Raw genomic sequence first — 20,519 nt, forward strand, 5'->3', positions numbered from 1 at the left:
GGCGCACGCCCTCTGGCCAGTCTCGGCAGCTCATTTGCGGCAGCCTAGTCGCCGACCGCACAGTATTTTGAGTAAACAAATGGCCCGTTTCCTGTACGCGATTGAAGATCGGCTCGAAGATGCTGTCGCCGACCAGCGCCTGCCCCGCTGGATGCGCCAGATCACCCGAGCGGCCAGCCGCACAATTGGCGAAATGGGAGATATGATCTCCCGGCATCGCGGCCACGCCTGATCGAAGCGTGAATCGGGCCGTCGACAGCCTTAATTTCCGGCCGGGAAAAATCGCGCTCAATGTCGCTGCCGGCAGGGTAGCAGTCGGGCGATTGACCTGCTAATGAGCGCTTCCGAACTCGAACCTTTCTGGAGCTGCCATGAGCGACGCCGACAGCACGGCGCGGAACGAAACCGCCGCCCTCATCCGCCGCTATTACGAAGCCTTCAACGGCGGCAATAGTGAAGGCATGATCGCATGCCTCGCCGATGACATCATTCATGATGTCAATCAGGGCGAGCGCCGCGTCGGCCTCGACAAGTTCAAGGCGTTCAACGCCCGCATGGACCATCACTATCAGGAGAAGCTTGAGAACATCTCCGTGATGGTGAACGAGGACGGCACCCGCGCCGCCGCTGAATTCAACGTGCACGGCGTTTACAAGGCCACGGACAGTGGTCTTCCCGACGCCAACGGCCAGACCTATATTCTGCCGGCCGGTACGTTCTTCGCCATTCGCGACGGCAAGATCGCCCGCGTCACCACCTATTACAACCTGACCGACTGGATCGCGCAGGTTTCCGGCTGACCTTCGTTCGCGACAGGACCAACGCCCCATGCTCGTCACTATGCTGAGGTGCAAGCTGCACCGGGCCACCGTTACGGAATGCGACCTGCATTATCAGGGTTCGCTGAAGATCGACGCTGATCTCATTGCTGCCGCCGGCTTGCTGCTGAACGAACGCATTGAGGTCTACAACATCGACAACGGCCAGCGCTTCTCGACCTACGTGATCGAGGGGCCAGCCGGCAGCGGTGTCATCGGTCTCAACGGCGCGGCGGCGCGTATGGCGTGCAACGGCGACAAGATCATCATCTGCGCCTATGGGCAGCTTGATCTTGAGCAGGCGAAAAACCATCACCCGCAGATTGTCCTGCTGGGCGAAGGCAACAAGATCACCGGTGTGACGGACAGCCCGTCGGCCGATTAGGCTGCTCCACCGCACCGCATGAAGCTGATGCCAAATCGCTCCGGGCTGATAAAGTCCGGGGCGATTTGTCTTTCACCCGTCAGAGCACGATGGCTTTGCTCACAATCGCAATGCGGCTCTGGCCAATGATTTGGACCGATCATTCACGCTGCCGATCGATAGGCCGCATAGCGATCATCGTCCGGAGAACCTGTAATGGCTCTTGAAGTGAAATCCCTCACCGGCCAACAGCTGCATGATGTGCTGCCGGCTTTGGCCCGTTTGCGCATCATCGTGTTTCGTGACTGGCCGTATCTGTATGACGGCACGCTCGAATACGAAGAGAAGTATTTGGCCCAGTTCGCCGCTGCGCCTGGCGCCGTGTGCATCATCGCGCAGGATGGCGATGAGATCGTTGGTGCCTCAACGGCTGCGCCGATGATCGAGCACGCCGATGAATTCGCCGAGCCGTTCGAGAAAGCCGGCTTCGACCTCAACAAGATCTTTTACTGCGGCGAATCCGTGCTGCTAAAATCGCATCGCGGTCATGGGCTCGGCCACGCGTTCTTCGATGGTCGCGAGGCGCACGCGCGCAAGCTCGGCGGCTTCACGCACTCCACGTTCTGCCGCGTGGTGCGCCCGGACGATCATCCGCTGAAGCCCGCCGATTATCTGCCGCTCGATGGCTTCTGGAAGAAGCGCGGCTATGCGCCGGTCGATGGTCTGGTTGCGACCTACGACTGGAAGGACATCGACCAGAGCGAAGAGACAACACACCAGATGCAGTTCTGGATGAAACCGCTGTGATGCATGATGCAGCGCGCCGATCCGGTTGCGTGCGCGCGATCATCTCCCCGTTGCAACGCCTGAAATTTTGAGAATGTCATGAGCCTTCGCACCACCCTCAAGGCTGCCAGCGCGCAGTACCCGATCGGGCAGCCCGCCAATCTTGACGAATGGCGCCACAAGATCGCCGGCTGGGTTGCCAATGGCGCGGCGACCGGCGCGGAAATTCTGGTGTTCCCGGAATATGCCGCCATCGAACAGGCTGCTGCGCTTGGCGAGCACGTCTACAGCGATCTGGCCGCTACGCTGCATGCGGTTGCGGAGCTTGAGCAGTCGCGCATCGACTTCCATCGCGAACTGGCGATGCGCCACAACGTTTTCATCCTCGTCGGCAGTGGCCCGTCGCGCAAACCGGATGGCCGCTATGTCAACGCTGCTCCGCTGGTGACGCCGAAGGGCAATGTCGGCGTGCAGGAAAAGCTGATCATGACACCGTTCGAGGTTGATTGGGGCATCACCGCCAGCGCCGACGCGCGCGTGTTCGACACCGAGCTCGGCCGCATCGGCATCAACATCTGCTACGACAGCGAGTTCCCGCTGCTGGCACGCGCGATGGTGGAAGCAGGCGCGGAAATCCTGCTGGTGCCATCGTGCACCGAGCGTATCTCCGGCTATCACCGTGTGCGTACAGGTTCGCGGGCGCGCGCGCTGGAAAACCAGATTGCGGCTATTGTCAGTCCTACAGTGGGTGAAGCGCCGTGGTCGCCGGCTGTCGATTTCAATTCCGGATCGGCGGGCATTTATGTGCCGGCGGAGCAGACGGTTTCCGACACCGGCGTATTGGTGCAGGGCACGATGAACGCACCGGAATGGGTTGTTGGCGAGATCGACCTTGCGCGGCTGCGGCACCTCAGAACCTCAGGCGAAATGCGCAACTTCTCGGATTGGTCAAACCAGGCTGGCGCTGCATCGCTCGCCGACAGGGTTGAGGTTGTTGAGCTGACGTAACGGCTGCCGCCAAAACTAAATAAGAATGCGCCGGGAGATGAGTATCTCCCGGCGCATTTTGTTTTCGCACCAGTGCGTGGCGACTACTTCAGCGCCCACGTGATGGTCACGCTGGCCTCGAGCGTCTCGGTGCCGCGCTCGATGGGTGCAGCATCGGCCTTCATCGCGCGCGCCGACATAAACACCGGCCGCGGGCCCTCGCCGCCGCCTTCGGTGATGGTCAGCACCTCACCCACGGAAGCACCGGCCGCAGCCGCAAACAATTCAGCCCGCCGGCGTGCATTGGCGACGGCTTCCTTGCGTGCATCGTCCAGCAGTGTTTCTGCCTTGCTGACTTCGAAGTTCAGCCCTGCACTGCGGTTTGCACCCGCAGTAACCAGCCGGTCAAAAATATCGCCGAGCTTGTCGAGGTCGCGCACCAGCACCTGCACCTCGTTGCTCACCGAGTAGCCGTCGATGGCGGGGGCTTGCCCTTCCATCGGCCGCGTGTAGCGGGGCTCGACACGAAACTGCGAAGTCTGGATGTCCTTGGCGTCGATGCCGGCGCCCTTCAATTCATCGATCACCTTGCGCATCGCCGCCGAATTGACGGTCAGCGCCTCGCGCGCGGTCTTACCTTCGGCGGTGACACCGGACGAGATTCGGGCGCGATCGGGCTCCACGGTGACGCTGCCGCTCGCCGTTACGGTGACCGTGCGGCGCGATTTATCGTCGTCCGCCTGGGCGCCGGAAGCAAAGCCCAGCAGCGCGAGGCCAGCCATCGCGGGCCGGAAGTGTGCTGTGAAAAAGCGCATAGTTTCGAACCTTGAGTGATTACGGGGGGTATTTGCGTTGCCGAAGCCGTGTCGACTAACCGAACATATGGGACGTTTCACGACATATGGGACGTTTTGGTGCGCAAATCGTCATCTTGGGATTTTGTCGCGAATTCTGCTATGAGGAGCGCGCGCTTCGACTGGCGGCCACTCCTTTGGCTGACGCCCCCAGTTCGGGCCCGTAGCTCAATGGTTAGAGCTGACGGCTCATAACCGTCTGGTTCCAGGTTCGAATCCTGGCGGGCCCACCATTTTTATTTGCGCGCAGCAGCCGCACCAATCCTGCGGGCGTTGGTTTGGTTCATGCGCCTGAGGGCGGGTCCAGATGGCGACGGACGATCTGCGGGGTTTGCCGCACCGGTTTGCCTTAGCCACTCGCAAAAACAATGAGGCAATCTCGGTTCCGTGAGCGAGACAAAATCCAGAAGCTACGATGCGATTGTGATCGGCGCCGGCGCCGCCGGGATGATGTGCGCGTCCACCGCAGGTCAACGCGGGCGCTCCGTTCTGCTGATCGACCATGCCAATGAGGCCGGCAAGAAAATCCTCATTTCTGGCGGCGGCCGCTGCAATTTCACCAATCTGCACACGTCGCCGGAGCGCTTCATTTCCGCCAACCCGCACTTTGCAAAGTCGGCGCTGCGCCGCTATCGCCCCGAAGATTTTGTCGAGCTGGTCGAGCGCCATCACATCGCCTGGCACGAGAAGACACTGGGTCAGCTGTTTTGCGACGGCTCTGCCAAACAGATCGTCGCTATGCTGCTGCACGAATGCGCAAAAGGGCACGTGGAGCTGGGGTTTGGGCGCCAAGTAAGCAAGCTCGAACACGCCGATGGCGTTTACCGCGTTAGCTACGGCAATGAGACGGTGACCGCGCCAGCGCTCGTGATCGCTACAGGCGGTCCCTCCATTCCGAAAATGGGCGCGACTGGATTTGCCTATGACATCGCCCGCAGGTTCGGCCTCGCGGTCGTCGACCCAAGACCGGCGCTCGTGCCATTGACGCTCGGCAGCGAGGAAGCCCTGTTCAAATCGCTGTCCGGCGTCGCCACCGATGTCGTTGCACGCTGCGGCAAGGTCGAGTTTCGCGAAGCTGCGCTGTTCACTCACCGAGGCCTGTCTGGCCCAGCAATCCTGCAAATATCTTCGTATTGGAAGCAAGGCGAGGAGATCGGAATAGACTTTCTGCCGCCCGGATCAGCTCGGCTCGTCGACGCAAAGCGCAGCCACCCGCGCTCCGCGTTGCGCTCAGTGCTCGCGCATACTTTGCCGGCGCGTCTTGCCGAAGCTCTGGACGAGCGCATCGGACTTAGTGGAGATCTCGCGAACAGCCCCGACCGGGTTCTTGAAGGTATTCAGCGGCAGCTTTCTGACTGGCGGTTTCGTCCCAACGGCACAGAAGGCTTTGCCAAAGCCGAGGTTACGGCCGGTGGGATCAGCACCGATGAGCTTTCTTCCCAGACCATGCAAGCCAAGAATGTCAGGGGGCTGTACGCAATCGGCGAAGCCGTGGACGTGACGGGTTGGCTCGGTGGCTACAATTTTCAATGGGCGTGGGCCAGCGGCACGGCAGCCGGGATTGCTCTCTAGGTTTTCACAGTCAGTCGACTGACCACGTAGCCATTGCCACGCAGATAGCCATGAGACAGTTGCCGCCGTCGGATGGTGTTGGAAGGCGGCAACTGCTTTTGGAGATTAGAAGCCGACCTTCAGCCGCGTACCGTCGGCAAAACCGCTCGCCTTCTCCAGCGTTCCGGGCGCGTTGGCGCCGCGATACGTAACGCTGTAATCGTCCATGTTGTAGGAGGCGCCGTAAAAGAGCTTGAGCCCCAGCGCAACGCTTCTGTCGTGCGCCCACGATAGCTGCTGCTGGTGCTGTTCGGCTCGTACAGCAGGTTGGTCTGATTGTAGTAGAGGTTAACCCGCGCTTCGACGAGATTGTTGCCCGGCGTCAGCGCGTAATTCATGTAGTAGGTGTTGTTGTCGATCAGCCAATCGTAATACGAGTTTGTGAACTCGTTCTCGTACTTCAGAAAGCCAAAGTTGAAGTTGTGGGTGTCGTTCGGCCTGATTTGCAGCTTTGCAAGCCGTGAGCCCGGGCTGTTCTGCGCCGGCGCGCGGGCACCATCGACATTCACCCGCATGAAATCGCCGTCAGCGTTGCGATAGTTTTCGGTTTCGGTCATCGCCCATGCAGTGATGAAGCTTATTTCGCCGCCGCGCACAGCCGCAGCAGCCGACGTGACCTGAAATCCGGATTGCCGACGGAACGCGTTGAGCGCCGAAGCTAGCGGTTGCTTGCAGCGGTTTGCGGTTGCACCCAGTATGCGCATCCGCCTGAACATGCTTCTGCTCGATCTGTCGCCGCCGGATCAGATCAAACGAGAGATTGCGCACGAGTTCCAAAGACAGACGCGGTCGCAGCTGTCGCACAACCCGCTGGCGTTTTGTCAGCTACGTGAGGCGGCTGCATCCATGCGCGCAAGCGTGTTTGTGGCTGCGCGCTGAACCGTGACTGAGCCGTCCGGAACCCACCACCTCGGCTGGGTCCCGGACGACGCCATGATCAATAGGCCAGTTCGGCGCTTTCTTTCGGGTTGAGCTTGGCACGCACCACCGGCTCGGTCAGTTCCGGCGAGCACAATTCGATGAACTTGTAGGCGAACCCGCGCAGGTAGCGGCCACGGCGCACGGCGATGCGCGAGGTGTTGCGGGCGAACAAACCGTCGGCCGACAACAGCTCCACGGAATCGCGCGCCTTGTCGTGGGCCATGGAAGCAATGATCCCGACGCCCAGCTCCAGCTCGACGTAGGTCTTGATCACGTCAGCGTCGAGCGCGGTCATCACGATGTCGGGCTCAAGGCCAGCGGCATCGAACGCGGCGTCGATGTGCGAACGACCGGTAAAGCCGGCATCGTAGGTGATGATCGGCCACTCAGCGATGGTTGCCAGCGTCAATGATTTGGCCTGCGTCAGGGGATGGCCGCGAGGTACGATAACCGCATGCTCCCACGAATAGTATGGGAAGGCCGCGATCTCGGGTTTGTCCTCAAGCGCTTCAGTTGCAACGCCGATGTCAGCGCTGCCGTCCATCAGCATCGACAGGATTTCCTTCGGGCTGGCCTGATGCAAGATCAGGCGCACGTTCGGAAACGCTTTTTTGAACTGCACCACAACCGGCGGCAAGGCATAACGCGCCTGCGTATGCGTGGTGGCGATCGTCAGATCGCCGCTGTCGGTTTTCGAGAACTGGTCCGCGAGTCGCTTGATGTTCTTGGTGTCAAGCAGCAGCCGTTCAACGATCGGCACCAGTTCCTGACCCGGCCCGGTCAGTCCGATCAGCCGCTTGCCACGTCTGACGAACAGCTCGACCCCGAGCTCGTCCTCAAGATCCTTGATGTGACGACTGACACCGGACTGCGACGTGTAGAGCGCGTTGGCCACCTCAGTAAGATTGAAGTTGCGTCGTACCGCTTCGCGAATGATGCGTAGCTGCTGAAAGTTCACTTCACTGATCCTTGATCGAATAGGCGCAAGCGGCTGCTCAAAAGGCGTACGGCCTGTCCGGTTGTTAACTGAAGTTCGGCCAGGCGCTGTGCCGGCAGTTGAACTTCGAACTGTTGCTCAGTCGTCTCCCCACCGCCGTTCAGCCTGGACAACTCGATACGTGCGACCGGGCCGAAGCTAAGAATACGGTTCACGCGTGCAGGCACACCGACGTTGGTGTTCGCGTGATCGACCACAATATCCAGCTCGTGCGGACGCGCAAAGCCGACGACCTGCTGGCCGTTGCCGTAGCCGCGCCCAACCTGGGGAATGACGTCGGTGCCGACCTGGAGCCCTTCGCCCACGACGTTGCCGCGGAACTCGTTTACCGCGCCCAGGAACTCGTAGACAAACGGCGTTGCCGGGTTCGAATAAACGTCCTCGGCAGCTCCAACCTGCTCGACCTTGCCTCGGTTCATCACCACAACCCTGTCAGCGAGCTCCAGTGCTTCTTCCTGATCATGCGTCACAAAGATTGAAGTGATGTGCAGTTCATCATGCAAGCGCCGCAGCCAGCGCCGCAGTTCCTTGCGAACCTTTGCGTCGAGCGCTCCGAATGGCTCGTCCAACAGCAGCACGCTCGGACCAACGGCCAGTGCGCGCGCCAGCGCAATGCGCTGACGTTGGCCGCCCGACAACTGCGCCGGATAGCGGTCCGCCAGCCAGTCGAGTTGCACAAGCTTCAAAAGCTCCGTCACCTTGGCACGGATGACCTTATCAAGCGGCCGCCCCTTGCGCTTTACCCGCAGACCGAAGGCGACATTCTCGAACACAGTCATGTGCCGGAATAGCGCATAGTGCTGGAACACAAACCCGACCTTACGTTCGCGCACGTGCGTTGACGAGGCGTCTTCGCCGTCGAGCAGAATGCGCCCGCTATCGGCAAAATCGAGGCCGGCAATGATGCGCAGCAGCGTGGTTTTTCCGCAACCTGACGGGCCCAGCAAAGCGACGAGTTCGCCGGTGGGAAAATCGAGCGTTACACCGTCCAGCGCCTTGAATGCACCGAATGACCGCTGGATGTTTTCAACTCTGATGCTCATGGTGCCCCAATCGGATGTGGTTCGCGTCCAAGTCGCCACTCAATCACGGTCTTGATGACCAGCGTCACCAGCGCCAGCAAAGCCAGAAGAGACGCAACCGCGAAAGCCGCAGCAAAGTTATATTCATTGTAGAGAATTTCTACCTGTAGCGGCATGGTATTCGTCTGTCCGCGGATGTGCCCCGAAACAACCGATACTGCACCGAATTCACCCATCGCGCGCGCATTACACAGAATGACGCCATACAGCAGGCCCCATTTGATGTTCGGCAACGTCACACGGAAGAACGTCTGCCAGCCAGTGGCGCCAAGCACCAATGCGGCCTCTTCCTCTTCGCGGCCCTGCGCCTCCATCAACGGGATGAGTTCGCGCGCAACGAATGGAACCGTGACGAAGATCGTCGCCAGGATGATGCCAGGCACGGCGAACACGATCTTGATGTCGTGCTCCGACAGCCACGGGCCGAACCAGCCCTGCGCGCCGAACACGAGAATATAAACGAGGCCCGCGATGACCGGTGACACCGAGAAGGGCAGGTCAATCAGCGTTACAAGCACGTGCTTGCCGCGAAAATCGTGTTTCGCGATTGCCCAGGCTGCGGCGATGCCAAACACCAGATTGAGCGGCACCGCTATCGCCGCCGCAAGCAGCGTCAAACGCATCGATGCTACCGCATCCGGTTCGACCAGCGCCTCCCAATACGCCTGCCAACCCTTGCGCAACGCTTCCGAGAACACGGCGTACAACGGCAGCAGCAGGAACGATGCGAAGAACAGCATCGAGACCGTTATGATGATCCACTTGACGGCCGCAGGCTCGCGGGCCGCCGGATTCCTCTCGAACCGCGCAGCGTGCGCGCGGGAACCGAAAGCGTGTGAAGCAACCCCTGCCATCAACGTCCACTCCGATTATTGCGGGCTGTCCAGGCCTGCAAACCATTGATGATCAGCAACAGTGCGAACGACACGATCAGCATGACCGCAGCAACAGCGGTGGCTCCGACATAGTCGTACTGCTCAAGCTTGGTGATGATGATGAGCGGGGTGATTTCCGAAACCATCGGCATGTTGCCGGCGATAAAGATCACCGATCCGTACTCGCCGACGGCGCGCGCGAATGCCATGGCGAAGCCGGTCAGAAGCGCTGGCGCCAACATGGGAAGAACAACGCGGCGTACCGTCTGCCAACGTGTGGCGCCCAGTGATGCGGCGGCCTCTTCGAATTCAACGTCCAGATCTTCAAGCACCGGCTGCACCGTGCGCACCACGAACGGTACGCCGATAAAAATCAGCGCCACAACCACGCCCAGCGGCGTATAGGCGACCTTGATGCCAAGCGGCTCAAGGTATTGCCCGACAATGCCGTTGCCGGCGTAGATGGCGGTCAATGCGATGCCGGCAACCGCCGTCGGCAGCGCAAACGGCAGATCGATCAATGCATCGACGATGCGCTTGCCGGGAAAGCTGTAGCGCACCAGCGACCACGCCAGCAGCAAGCCGAACACGACATTGATCGCAGCGGCAAGCAAAGACGCGCCGAAGCTAAGCCGGTATGACGCCATCACGCGCGGCGCCGTAACCACCGACCAGAACTCGGCCGGGCTCAATTCAGCGCTTTTGATAAACACCGCGCTAAGTGGCACCAGAACGATCAGCGATAGGTAGAAAACCGTAAAGCCAACTGATAGGCCGAAGCCGGGCAGCACTCTAGGAGATCGGACGCCAGGCATTTCACCCTCAGTCTACGTTGCCTAAGCGGAACAGGTTGCGCCGTTGAAAATGCACCTCCAGCGCGGCAAGCCGCTTTGGAAAAGCAGCCCCGACGAGGAGGTTTCCAATCCGTTGCCCCCGCTCCCATCTCAACAACTAGCCAGCCGGCGTCCGGCAACGAACAATCAATTTCCGATTTCCTTTTCACATTTGCGCATATAGCGAACACCGCACGATAACGTGCTGCCGATAGCGAACCGGCTCGCCCATAAAAAAAGAGAGCCCGGAAAGGCTCTCTTTCGTTTTATGACACTGCTGGCGCCTTAGAACTTGATGATGCCACCGGCAAACACCAGGTTCAGATCTTCCAGTGGCACGCCCGATGCGGCCCCGGCTACTGCCCTGCCCGCGCCGTCCGTGTTGACCACGCCGAGTTCACCTTCGACATGGCGATATGAAAGATAAAGCGTCAGGGCTGCTGCATCGATGCCCTGCGCCAGACCGAAGCCATAGGATTCAACGCCGGTCTCCACCACGGCCGCAGCATTTGCAGTGCCGGCAAACGCACCGGCAATGCGCCGGCTGCTGCCGCCACCCTCGTAGTGATAATACTGACCGTAGACGGTTGTCTTACCCAGCGAGTTCCACTTCCGTTCAATGCCGACTTCCGCCGCCCAGAACGTCTGTTCGTCATTGGCATTGCGCAACGAGAACAGATTTGTCTGGTTGATCAGATCGTCTTTCTTGATGCCAGCTGCGAAGTTGGCATAAAGGCCGGTTTCGCTGTGCAGAACGCTGAGCGATCCGCCGAACTGACTGCACTTCGCATCGGCGTTGCTGCCGACAACAACACCGCCGATGGAGGCGCAAGCGGTTTGGGTCTGGGTGCCATCGGTAATTTCACCGTAGCCGAGGCCGGCTTCAATCTTGAAGCCAGCATGCTCACCCGAATATGCCAGCGACACATCCCAGTAATCGTCCTGGCCCCAGAACGCTGAAGCGGTGAAGCCGGAAATTTCCGGCGTCGTATACCTCACGCCATTGAAGCGCTTTTCGCCATCACCCGGCTGATCGCCATAGCCGCCCAGCAACGTATAATAAGAATACGCGCTGGCACCGCCCGCGGTAGATGTCGCCAAGGCGCCATCTCTGCGACGCAGATTGAGCCCCAATCCGGTATCTTCGATATCGGAATACTTGGCGAAATCGCGCGTCTGTGCCTGATTGATTTCGGTGATGCCATCGGTTGCCGTGCTCTGCAGACCAACCGCGACAGTGCCGTAAGTCTTGCTCTTCACGTACCAATGAGAGTCGCGCAGATCGAAGGCCGCGGCCACCGTTCCGCTCTGGGTGAAGCGCTTCGAGTTGCTCGACCGCACACCGATTTCAAGGCGATAACCTGCCTCCCAATCGCTGTTGATCTTGGCTTTGCCGCGGAAGCGGAAACGGGAGCGCGAGTTGTCGTTGGTGACAACATAGGCGTTGCTCTCCCAACCGTCGTCCCAGAACAACACGCCTTCATTGATGTGTCCGGAGACTTCGAGCGAAACCTTGCGGTTGCCCTTGCGTGCCGTCGTCGCTTCCAGCTCGGCCACGCGTTCTTCGAGATCCGAGCAGCAATTCCCCCCTAGATCGGCTGACCATGCCGGGACTGCCGCCGCTAATAAACCCACCGAGACCAGGATAGCCCGCAAGCTACCCCCGCCTGATACTCCCCCATACATTACGCTTACTCCTAAGCTACGCTACGCAACTAAAAAACCGTATGGCGGCGCAAAACACGCCGCCGAAAATCAACTCACTCCCCTAACTGACCTTCGCCCCCTTTCCTCAGACAGTCCCACCTCGATTGTCAACGATGCTCCGTTCACTGCCCGATTGCGCAGGCGACAGCATCGTGACGAACAGATCTGCTTGGCGGCAAAACGCGATTGCGCAGGTCGGCCAGAATTTCGAGCCCACGCGGCCAGGCACCAAAACCGGCGGCAGGGTTTATGTGGCCTGCAGCACCAAGATTGATCAGCTCGGCGCCCCACGCCGAAGCCCAATGCGCCGCGCCATCAAACGACATCCAGGGATCATTGGTGCTGGCGACAACAACCGAAGGCACCCGCAGCCGCCCATCTTGAATGAAAACGCCGACATCGAACCGCTCTGGATCCGCCGGTGCGACCAGCATCAGGGCGCCGACACGGCCCGGCCGTTGCGCTGCGGCCTCGACGGAAGCGAGGCAGCCGAAACTATGCGCCACCAGAACAACCGGACCGTCAGCGCGGTCGATGGCAGCGCGTACCCGGGCGGACCACAATTCCAGATTTGGCGTGCTCCAGTCCGCCTGCTCTACGCGCTCAACATTCGGCAAACGTGCTTCAAGCCAGGTCTGCCAATGGTCCGCGCCACTGCCGTGAAGACCTGGAACGATGAGATGCGTGGTCATGACCTGCTCCACTATCTGCGTCTACTGACGAATAGCTGGCGTGCGTGCGTTCTATTCACGGACTTCTGCGGAGCGGCGCATGCGCACCGCTCCGCAGATGGAGTGATCTCGTCAGCTCCGACCGTAAATCTGGTCGAACAGACCGCCGTCGTTGAAGTGATCTTTCTGCGCCTTCTGCCAGCCGCCGAACACGTCATCGATGGTGATGAGATTCACTTCCGGAAAACGCTTGATGTCCTCAGGGTCGGCCAGTTCCGGCTTTGACGGACGGTAGTAGTTCTTTGCTGCCAGCTTCTGCCCCACCGGCGAGTACAGGAAGTTGAGATATTCCTGCGCCAGCTCCGTCGTGCCGTGCTTCTTCGCGTTCTCATCGACCAGCGTCACAGGCGGCTCGGCGAGAATGGAAAGGGAGGGAACCACAATCTCGAACTTGTCTGGGCCAAGCTCGTTGATGGCGAGGAATGCTTCGTTTTCCCAGGCCAGAAGCACGTCGCCGATGTTGCGCTCAACGAAGGTGGTGGTCGAACCACGGGCGCCGGAGTCGAGCACCGGAACATTTTTGAATACAGCGGTGACGAACTCTTTCGCCTTCTCTTCATTGCCGCCGGGCTGCTGCAGAGCGAAGGCCCAAGCTGCGAGGTAATTCCAACGAGCACCACCCGAAGTTTTCGGATTTGGCGTGATGACACCGATGCCTGGCTTCGCCAGATCATCCCAGTTCTTGATGTCCTTGGGATTGCCCTTGCGCACGAGGAACACGATAGTCGAAGTGTAGGGCGAAGAATTGTTCGGCAAACGCGTCTGCCAGTCCTTGGGGAACTTGCCGGTCTTCTCGGCGATCGCATCGATGTCATAGGCAAGAGCCAGCGTGACGACATCCGCTTCCAGGCCGTCGATCACAGCGCGCGCCTGCTTTCCAGCGCCGCCATGTGACTGGTTGATCTTGACCGTCTCGCCGGTCTTTTCCTTCCAGTGCTTGACGAACTCCGCATTGAACTGCTGATAAAGTTCCCGCGTCGGATCATAGGAAACGTTGAGCAGCGACTTCTCCGCCGCATTGGCCACAGCCGCACCGCTTGCCAGCCCCGCTGCAACTGCCAGCGCAATTATCTGCCGGCGCGTGATCGTCAACTTCATCGCTCTATCCTCTGCTTGCCTGACCCCAAGTCGGGAAGCTGAGAATTAGTCAGTGGTTGGATCAAACCGAACCAACAAGAAATGCAGAGCTTATGAAAAATCCGGCGGCGAGCGCTTTTGTTCTGTTATTTCCGGGCGTTCACTATGGTGAACGGCCTTTCTCCGACGCGAAACCGTTCAGGCTGTGTTGCAAACTCCACATTTGAAGCAGCGCGCGTTGAACCCGTTCCATCGGAACGCCCGCCACCAATCAAAAGTTGACCTTGGCACCCATCACCACTTCCTGAAACGCATCTATCTTTGAAACGCCCGCCGGTGCGCCGCGCGCCGCCGTCGCCGCGTTGCCGGTCACTTCGCCGTCGGTGTGCTGATAGAGTGCGTACAGCGTCGTATCCGCGTTATCGATTTTCTGCACAATGCCAAACTGCCAGAAAACGATTTTGGCCGACACGGTCCGGCCCGGATTAGAGCCCGGGGTGTCCTGTCGATACTCAAAGAACAGATTGGTTTTGCCGAGGTCCAGCCACTTGCGCTCAATGCCTGGCTGCAAAAACCACATATCGCTCGTCGGCAGCAGAGCCGTGCCCGCAGGAAAAACGTGGTCGGTATGCACGTGCTGGCGGCCCCAGCCACCGTAGAGAAACAGCCCGGTCGGATTATGCATCAAGGTGGCGGCGGCACCGCCCCACTGACACCTGAACCCCGGTTCGGACAGCGCTACGTTGCTGCCGGACAGGCACGGCGTTCCACCGACGACATACGTCGATCCATCGGCGTTGGTACGGAGCGTGCCCGGATCATTGCTGATGCCGTAGCCTGCCTTAGCGAGCAGGCTGAAGTCGCCCATGTCACCCTTGTAGGTAACGGCGCCGTCGGCGAAATCGTCTGGGCCCCACGCGGCAGTGATGTAGAATCCACCCCAGGTCGGCGTATCGTATCGCACGATGTCGCGCCGTCCGCTCTGGCCCGGCGTGAGATTGTTAAAGCCGCGCAGGATGTCCGCGAACCGCAATCCGTTGACGAACTGACCATTGATGCGCACCTGAAAGCCGGCAAGAAACACGGCAGCGCCTTCAGCGTCGTTCACATTCCGCGTCAGCGTTGCATCGGCGTCGTCGGTGAGATGGTAGGTTGCTGGAGAATTCAAACCAACTGCCACGCGGCCATAGTCGGTATTCTTCACAAACCAATTGCTCTTGCGCTGGAGCAGATAGAATTCTCGGTTTGCGGGGTTGGCACTGGGAGAGTTAGGGCCGCTTTGGTTCCATTGGTTGCCCGGGTGGCCAACGACCCCCACTTCAAATTCAAAGCCCGCCGACCAATGCTTATTGATCTTCGCTTCGCCTGCGAAACGGAAGCGTGACTGCTCAACTGTGTTGGTGCCGATGTAGATGTTGTCTTCGACGCCATCGTCCCAGGCGAAGATCGCCTCGTTGACCCAACCGGAGACCGTAACGGAGACCTTTTTATTGCCCTTGCGCGCCGCGGTATCCTCAAGTTCGGCAATGCGCGCTTCGAGATCGGAACAGCAAGCGTCGAAATCCGCAGCAATTCCCTTTGCTGGAATCACGCTCGTCGCAACTACGGCCAACGCCGCGCCCGAGTTTCTCAGCCACCGCAACCACACCGATCCCATGCCCGCTCTGTCTCAATGCCTTCACGTTTGGCGCATTCGACCTGATTCTTGGGCGGTATGGCTGTCCCGACGGGCAGGTTTGCCGAGTTCCTCCATTTTAACTGCGGAAATGATGCAATAACGCCGCCCTTTGTCGGGCTGCGCCAGGAGAAAGGCTATTCCGAATCGGCAAGCTGCTCGCGGAAGCGATTGATGATTGGATAGCGGCGGTCGCGGCCAAAGTTGCGCGATGAGATTTTCACGCCCGGGGCCGACTGCCGCCGCTTGTATTCCGCCAGATACACCAGCCGCTCGATGCGCTGCACGGTTTCCGGTGCGTGGCCGCGCGCAATAATGTCGGCCAGCGGCATTTCGTTTTCGACCAGGCAATTGAGAATGTCGTCCAGCACATCATAGGGCGGCAGCGAATCCTGGTCGGTCTGATTCGGCCGCAGCTCCGCGCTTGGCACCTTGGTGATGATTGCCTCGGGGATCACCTCACCCGCCGGCCCCAATGCGCCTATCGGCAGGTTTTCATTGCGCCAGCGCGACAGGCGATAGACCTCTGTCTTGTAGAGATCCTTGATCGGATTGAAGCCGCCGTTCATGTCGCCGTACAGCGTCGCGTAACCGACCGCCATCTCAGACTTGTTGCCGGTGGTGACGACCATGCTGCCGAACTTGTTCGACAGCGCCATCAGCATCGTACCGCGCACCCGCGATTGCAGGTTCTCTTCGGTGACATCGGCGTTGGTGCCCGCAAGCAGCGGCGCAAGGCTTGCCGTAACACCCGCAACGCCATCCTCGATCGGCAGCACCGTGTAATCGATGCCCAGCGCCTTCGCGCACGCTTCGGCATCGCGCAGACTTTCCTGCGAGGTGTAACGGTAGGGCAGCATCACAGCGCGCACACGCGCAGGCCCCAGCGCATCAACGGCCATTGCCGCCACCAGCGCGCTGTCGATGCCACCGGAAAGGCCGAGCAACACACCGGGAAAGCCGCTCTTGTCGACGTAATCGCGCAAGCCCAGCACGCACGCGCGGTAAGCGGCGCCTGCATCGGTTTCCAGCGCTACACACTCGCCTGCTGCGCAGCGCCAGCCATCATCTTCACGGTGCCACGTTGTCAGCACCAGCGCCTCTTCCCACGCAGGCAACTGCACACCGAGCGATTTGTCGGCGTTGAGAACGAACGAGCCACCGTCAAACACAAGCTCGTCCTGACCGCCGACAAGATTGACATACGCAATAGGCAATCCGCTCTCGACGACACGACTGACGACGATGTTCATGCGCACGTCGGGCTTCTTCCAGTCGAACGGCGAACCGTTCGGCGAGATGAGAATTTCCGCGCCGGTTTCCGCCAGACATTCGACAACGTCCGGCCCCCAGATGTCCTCGCAGATCGGCACACCGATGCGTACGCCACGCACGTTGACAGGGCCCGGCATCGGTCCAGCGGCAAACACGCGCTTTTCATCGAACACACCGTAGTTCGGCAGATCGACCTTGAAACGCACCGCTTCCACGGCACCGTTATCGATCAGAACGACGGCGTTGTAGACCTTGCCGTCATGCGGCCAGACGGTGCCCGTGAGAACCGCAGGGCCATCGCCCATACTGGCGGCGAACTGCTCGACGCTGCGCTTGGCGGCCGCAACGAAGGCGGGCTTCAAAACCAGATCTTCCGGCGGATATCCGGTGACGAACAGCTCGGGAAACACCACGACATCGGCGCCCATATCAGCGGCGCGATCCCGCATCGTGCGCATGACATCGATGTTGCCATCGATATCGCCGACGGTTGCGTTCGCCTGGGCGAGGGCAATCTTGAGGGTGGATGGCACAGGTTCTGCTCGCGCTTGCTGCAAGGGTGTCGTGAGAGGCTATAAAGCCGGATGATTTAGGACCGCTTGCGATGCGGGTCCAGCGACGACATGGCGTTGACCCGCAAAACCCGCCTGCCACATCGTATCGGTGCGGCCAACCGTCCGCTGCGTCAAGCTTCTGGCAGCCTAGACCGGCAGGGACACTAAGCCTAATGCTAGCCCTGCGGTCTGGCTCCATGGCGAGCGAAGTTGCTGCATTCGGTGCCATCATCGGCCTCCGCAATTTCGCTATTGACGCTGCGCTGGATGGCGCATTGGTCCTTACCCTCAGGCCGTCTTAAAATCCTATCGAACCGCCATCACGCACCCGGACATCGCCTTGCTATCCCTGCTCGCAATCGTCGCCCCTATCTTCGCGCTCATCCTGTGCGGGTTCATCGCGCGGCGCGGCGGTTCCATCGGCGCGGCGGCCGTGTCCGAGATCAACAAGTTCGTCGTCTATCTGGCCCTGCCCGCTCTGCTGTTTGACGTCATGGCGCACGCAAGCTGGCAGCAGCTGTATCAGCCGGGGTTCGTGCTCGCGTTTGGTCTCTCATGCGGCATTGTCTTCTATGCCAGCGTCGGCATCAGCCTGCTGTTGCGTCGGCCGCTGGCCGATGGCGGCATCGACGGCCTTCTCGGCTCCTATTCCAACACCGCCTACATGGGGTTTCCGCTGTTTCTCATGGTCTACGGACCGGACAGTCTGGTGCCCGTCACCATTGCATCGATCATCACGGTCTGCGTGCTGTTCGCTTCCTCGATCGTGCTGATCGAGATCGGCAGCCAGCGCGAGCCTCATCCATTCCGGCTGGCGATGAAGGTGGGCGGTGCGCTGGTGCGCAACCCGCTGTTGATCGCGCCGGTCGCCGGAGCGCTTTACAACGCCACCGGACTTGCGGTGCCGCAGCCTGCCGAAACGTTCCTGAAGCTGCTGGGTGGGGCGGCGAGCCCGGCCGCGCTCGTTGTCATCGGGTTGTTTCTGGCCGGCCCGCGTCCCGTTACGCGCGGTGAAGCCGGTGCTGCCGTTGCACTCAGCGCGGTGAAGCTGATCCTGCACCCGGCGCTGACATTCTTCATCGCCATGCTGCTGGGTGTGCCAACCCAGCTCGCCGTGATGGCGACGCTGCTGGCCGCGCTGCCGACCGGCACCGGCCCGTTCATGCTGGCGGAGCTTTACCGGCGTCCGGCCGCCATCACATCGGCAGTGATCCTGATTTCAACGCTGGCCGCGCTGATCACGTTGCCGATCGCGATGGCGGTACTGGGTGTGGAAGTGCTGCCCGGACGCTGAGGTTAAGTCAGTCAGCATCTTTATGGCTGGCGCGAGCATCTATGGCTCGTGCGCTCAGCCCTTCTGTTTACGCCGTGCCTGCTCGGCCATCTCGCGCAGTTTGGCCTGCGATTCCGGCGTCACCATGCCTGCGGAGATGATGACCTTGGCCGCGTCCTCGATGTTCATGTCCAGGAACAGCACATTGCGCCGGGGCAGGAAGCAGACAAATCCGGTCGGCGGCACGATACCGGTAGGCATGAAAACGGTGAGCAGGTCTTCCTCGCCGCCGGGCATCACAGCGCCCACCTCGCCCGTCGTTTCACCGGTGACGAACACAATCGACCACAGGCCCTTGGACGGGAACTCGATCAAGCCGACTTTCTGAAACGCCTGATTGGGACCGGTGGCGCTGACCACAGATTCAAAGATCTGCTTCAGCGCGCTATAAACGTTGCGCACGATCGGCATGCGGCCGACCATCTGCTCGCCGAATGAAATCAGCGTGCGGCCTAACAGATTGGCGGCCAGCGCGCCAATGAGCGTCAGCACCACGAAGCCGACGATCAGACCGAAGCCGGGAACGGCAAACGGTAGATAGGTGTCCGGCAGATAAGGCGCCGGCACGAACGGCTTGATCCAGGCGTCGGTGACGTTGATGAACCACCACGCGATGTAAAGCGTGATTGTCACCGGGCCGACGATGACAAGACCGGTCAGGAAGTAGTTGCGCAGCCGCGTGCCGATTTGCCAGCCGCCGCTCTTGGGCTTCTCGCGCACCAGCTTGCGAAGACCGGCGCGCAGGTTTGCCGTCGCATCAGGAGAACCGTTTGGGGGACCGGCTGGTTCGCTCATGGTCTTCCGCTTGGAAACCTCGCCCCGTTCATTGCGCCCGCTTCAGCCTGGGCACCGTCTGGCTGACCCCATAGGATCGTGACCTGGCCCACCATTACAACGCTAACGCTACTGGATCATCAGCATGCAATCGAAGCCATCCGCCTGCAGTGCTGAGCAAAGACGCTCCGGCTCGCCCGTATCGGAATAGGGGCCGACCTGAACGCGATAGAAGGTGCCCATGCTGCCGATGACGGCTTCATCCACCACCGGTTTGCGGCCACCCAAGCTTGCGCCGTGCCGACCGGACAGCAGCCCGGCGAGCGCATCGGCCTCTGACCGGGTGCGCACGGATGCCACCTGGAGACGATATTTCTCAGCACCGCGCGCGGCAGGCTGACCGGCGGGCGATCCGCCACTGACGGTGGCAACCTGCGTAACGAACGGCGTGCCGACTTCAGCCGGGCGTGAGGGCTGCTGGGCAACCACCTCGGTCCCCGTACTCCAGCCCGATGCGGCCGGGGCCGGTGCGGGCGCAGGCTCTGGGGCGCTGCTCGACGATCCGCCGCCGAAGAGATTGGAGAAGAAGCCGGTTATTCCGCCGCTGGAGCTGGATGACGATGGTGTCGGCGCGGCCGGCGCACTGGACATGCCAGCGGCTCCGGCACCCGAAGCCGCGCCGGTGGCCGCGGCCGCTACCTGCGTTGCCGGTGAAGTGCCGAGCGTCGGCGGGGCCGCGTGTGGCGACTGCGGAACCGGGGGCACATTGGCGACGCCGGCCTCGTTGTAGGCCAGCTCGCGCGTTTTGATGGCGTCGGCCCGTTCGGCGTCGGAAAGGCCGTTCTTGATCCAGAGCGCGCTGGTCAGATCCGAAATTGCAAAACCCGGCTTGCCCTGTTTGCGGAATGTGAGCCCGCGATAATACAGCAAGCTGGGCATCTGGCTGCTGGGCAGGCCACCGCGAATCGCAGCCTCGAAGGCGCGCATCGCATCGTCAAATTTGCCAGCCGCATATGCCTTTTTGCCGGCCGCGAATACCTGCTGTGCCTGCTCCGAAGCCGATGGTCCGGGGCCCTCTTGCTGGGCAACTGCGGGCGTGATGACAGCAAAAGACGCCGCAAATGCCGCCGCAGCCAGCATGCATGCCGTTCCGGTGAACATACGCGCGCGGATGCGCATAATGTCCTGCATTGTCAGCATAACTCCCTGTCCCGGCATCTGACCCGACTTGACCCTAAGCCAAGCATATTATCGAGGCAAATCCG

At 60.6% G+C, this 20,519-nt stretch carries 20 protein-coding genes and 1 tRNA gene; 8 read left to right on the top strand and 13 right to left on the bottom strand.

Translation table 11 applies throughout. The annotated features are described in order from the left end of the window. The first annotated feature begins 79 nt into the window (after positions 1 to 79). The 5 genes from C6Y62_RS10160 (at position 80) to C6Y62_RS10180 (ending at position 2,976) form a co-directional block, all read left to right on the top strand. Positions 80 to 232, top strand: a complete 153-nt coding sequence (locus C6Y62_RS10160; RefSeq protein WP_173953812.1) for a hypothetical protein — start codon at positions 80 to 82, stop codon at positions 230 to 232. A 139-nt stretch (positions 233 to 371) separates the two neighbouring features. Beyond that, on the top strand, positions 372 to 800 hold the full coding sequence (locus tag C6Y62_RS10165) for a ketosteroid isomerase-related protein (RefSeq protein ID WP_173953813.1): 429 nt from the start codon (positions 372 to 374) through the stop codon (positions 798 to 800). A 28-nt stretch (positions 801 to 828) separates the two neighbouring features. Continuing rightward, a complete protein-coding gene (gene panD, locus C6Y62_RS10170; protein WP_068463133.1) occupies positions 829 to 1,203 on the top strand; it encodes an aspartate 1-decarboxylase in 375 nt (124 codons plus the stop codon). 195 nt (positions 1,204 to 1,398) lie between these two features. Then, positions 1,399 to 1,989, top strand: a complete 591-nt coding sequence (locus C6Y62_RS10175) for a GNAT family N-acetyltransferase (RefSeq protein WP_173953814.1) — start codon at positions 1,399 to 1,401, stop codon at positions 1,987 to 1,989. A 78-nt stretch (positions 1,990 to 2,067) separates the two neighbouring features. Next, positions 2,068 to 2,976: a carbon-nitrogen hydrolase family protein gene (locus tag C6Y62_RS10180; RefSeq protein WP_173953815.1), complete on the top strand. Its 909-nt coding sequence runs from the start codon at positions 2,068 to 2,070 to the stop codon at positions 2,974 to 2,976. An 83-nt stretch (positions 2,977 to 3,059) separates the two neighbouring features. On the opposite strand, the gene C6Y62_RS10185 is transcribed toward C6Y62_RS10180, so the two are convergent. Beyond that, positions 3,060 to 3,770, bottom strand: coding sequence for an SIMPL domain-containing protein (locus C6Y62_RS10185; RefSeq protein ID WP_173953816.1), 711 nt, complete (start codon positions 3,768 to 3,770; stop codon positions 3,060 to 3,062). A gap of 196 nt (positions 3,771 to 3,966) precedes the next feature. Between C6Y62_RS10185 and C6Y62_RS10190 the strand changes: the two genes are divergently transcribed. Beyond that, positions 3,967 to 4,042: transfer RNA gene (locus C6Y62_RS10190), tRNA-Ile, on the top strand. A 214-nt stretch (positions 4,043 to 4,256) separates the two neighbouring features. Then, positions 4,257 to 5,381, top strand: a complete 1,125-nt coding sequence (locus C6Y62_RS10195) for a BaiN/RdsA family NAD(P)/FAD-dependent oxidoreductase (RefSeq protein WP_173954017.1) — start codon at positions 4,257 to 4,259, stop codon at positions 5,379 to 5,381. A 119-nt stretch (positions 5,382 to 5,500) separates the two neighbouring features. Here C6Y62_RS10195 and C6Y62_RS10200 read toward each other — a convergent pair whose 3' ends face one another. From C6Y62_RS10200 to C6Y62_RS10245, 10 genes are all read right to left on the bottom strand, one after another. Beyond that, positions 5,501 to 6,136, bottom strand: coding sequence for a hypothetical protein (locus tag C6Y62_RS10200; RefSeq protein WP_173953817.1), 636 nt, complete (start codon positions 6,134 to 6,136; stop codon positions 5,501 to 5,503). A gap of 221 nt (positions 6,137 to 6,357) precedes the next feature. Beyond that, positions 6,358 to 7,299 (bottom strand): CysB family HTH-type transcriptional regulator, encoded by a 942-nt coding sequence (locus C6Y62_RS10205; RefSeq protein WP_173953818.1) that lies wholly within the window; start codon positions 7,297 to 7,299, stop codon positions 6,358 to 6,360. Next, positions 7,296 to 8,381, bottom strand: a complete 1,086-nt coding sequence (locus C6Y62_RS10210; protein ID WP_173953819.1) for a sulfate/molybdate ABC transporter ATP-binding protein — start codon at positions 8,379 to 8,381, stop codon at positions 7,296 to 7,298. The genes C6Y62_RS10205 and C6Y62_RS10210 overlap by 4 nt, the downstream gene beginning before the upstream one ends. Further along, the gene (gene cysW, locus C6Y62_RS10215; protein ID WP_173953820.1) at positions 8,378 to 9,274 is read right to left on the bottom strand and encodes a sulfate ABC transporter permease subunit CysW; all 897 of its coding nucleotides are present in this window, start codon (positions 9,272 to 9,274) and stop codon (positions 8,378 to 8,380) included. Before cysW ends, C6Y62_RS10210 begins: the two co-directional genes overlap by 4 nt. Beyond that, a complete protein-coding gene (gene cysT / locus C6Y62_RS10220; RefSeq protein ID WP_173953821.1) occupies positions 9,274 to 10,110 on the bottom strand; it encodes a sulfate ABC transporter permease subunit CysT in 837 nt (278 codons plus the stop codon). Before cysT ends, cysW begins: the two co-directional genes overlap by 1 nt. Positions 10,111 to 10,413: 303 nt before the next feature. After that, a complete protein-coding gene (locus tag C6Y62_RS10225) occupies positions 10,414 to 11,685 on the bottom strand; it encodes a porin (protein ID WP_068463110.1) in 1,272 nt (423 codons plus the stop codon). 272 nt (positions 11,686 to 11,957) lie between these two features. Next, positions 11,958 to 12,527 carry an RBBP9/YdeN family alpha/beta hydrolase gene (locus tag C6Y62_RS10230; RefSeq protein ID WP_173953822.1) on the bottom strand — a complete coding sequence of 190 codons (570 nt, stop codon included), beginning with the start codon at positions 12,525 to 12,527 and terminating at the stop codon, positions 11,958 to 11,960. A gap of 111 nt (positions 12,528 to 12,638) precedes the next feature. Beyond that, complete coding sequence (locus C6Y62_RS10235) at positions 12,639 to 13,664, bottom strand: sulfate ABC transporter substrate-binding protein (protein WP_173953823.1); 1,026 nt, start codon at positions 13,662 to 13,664, stop codon at positions 12,639 to 12,641. Between the two features lie 250 nt (positions 13,665 to 13,914). Continuing rightward, complete coding sequence (locus C6Y62_RS10240) at positions 13,915 to 15,300, bottom strand: porin (protein WP_173953824.1); 1,386 nt, start codon at positions 15,298 to 15,300, stop codon at positions 13,915 to 13,917. A gap of 155 nt (positions 15,301 to 15,455) precedes the next feature. Beyond that, a complete protein-coding gene (locus C6Y62_RS10245) occupies positions 15,456 to 17,126 on the bottom strand; it encodes an NAD+ synthase (RefSeq protein WP_173953825.1) in 1,671 nt (556 codons plus the stop codon). A gap of 361 nt (positions 17,127 to 17,487) precedes the next feature. Here C6Y62_RS10245 and C6Y62_RS10250 point away from each other — a divergent pair, with 361 nt between their 5' ends. After that, entirely contained in the window at positions 17,488 to 18,441 is a 954-nt protein-coding gene (locus C6Y62_RS10250; RefSeq protein ID WP_173953826.1) for an AEC family transporter, read from the top strand. Positions 18,442 to 18,495: 54 nt separating this feature from the next. Here the strand turns inward: C6Y62_RS10250 and C6Y62_RS10255 are convergent, their stop codons facing one another. Together C6Y62_RS10255 and C6Y62_RS10260 are read right to left on the bottom strand one after the other, a co-directional pair. Beyond that, positions 18,496 to 19,275 (bottom strand): DUF502 domain-containing protein, encoded by a 780-nt coding sequence (locus C6Y62_RS10255; protein WP_083509846.1) that lies wholly within the window; start codon positions 19,273 to 19,275, stop codon positions 18,496 to 18,498. 108 nt (positions 19,276 to 19,383) lie between these two features. Then, positions 19,384 to 20,445, bottom strand: a complete 1,062-nt coding sequence (locus C6Y62_RS10260) for an SPOR domain-containing protein (RefSeq protein ID WP_173953827.1) — start codon at positions 20,443 to 20,445, stop codon at positions 19,384 to 19,386. Positions 20,446 to 20,519 lie beyond the last annotated feature (74 nt).

This window comes from Hyphomicrobium sulfonivorans, assembly GCF_013306565.1.
Lineage (GTDB): Bacteria > Pseudomonadota > Alphaproteobacteria > Rhizobiales > Hyphomicrobiaceae > Hyphomicrobium_A > Hyphomicrobium_A sulfonivorans.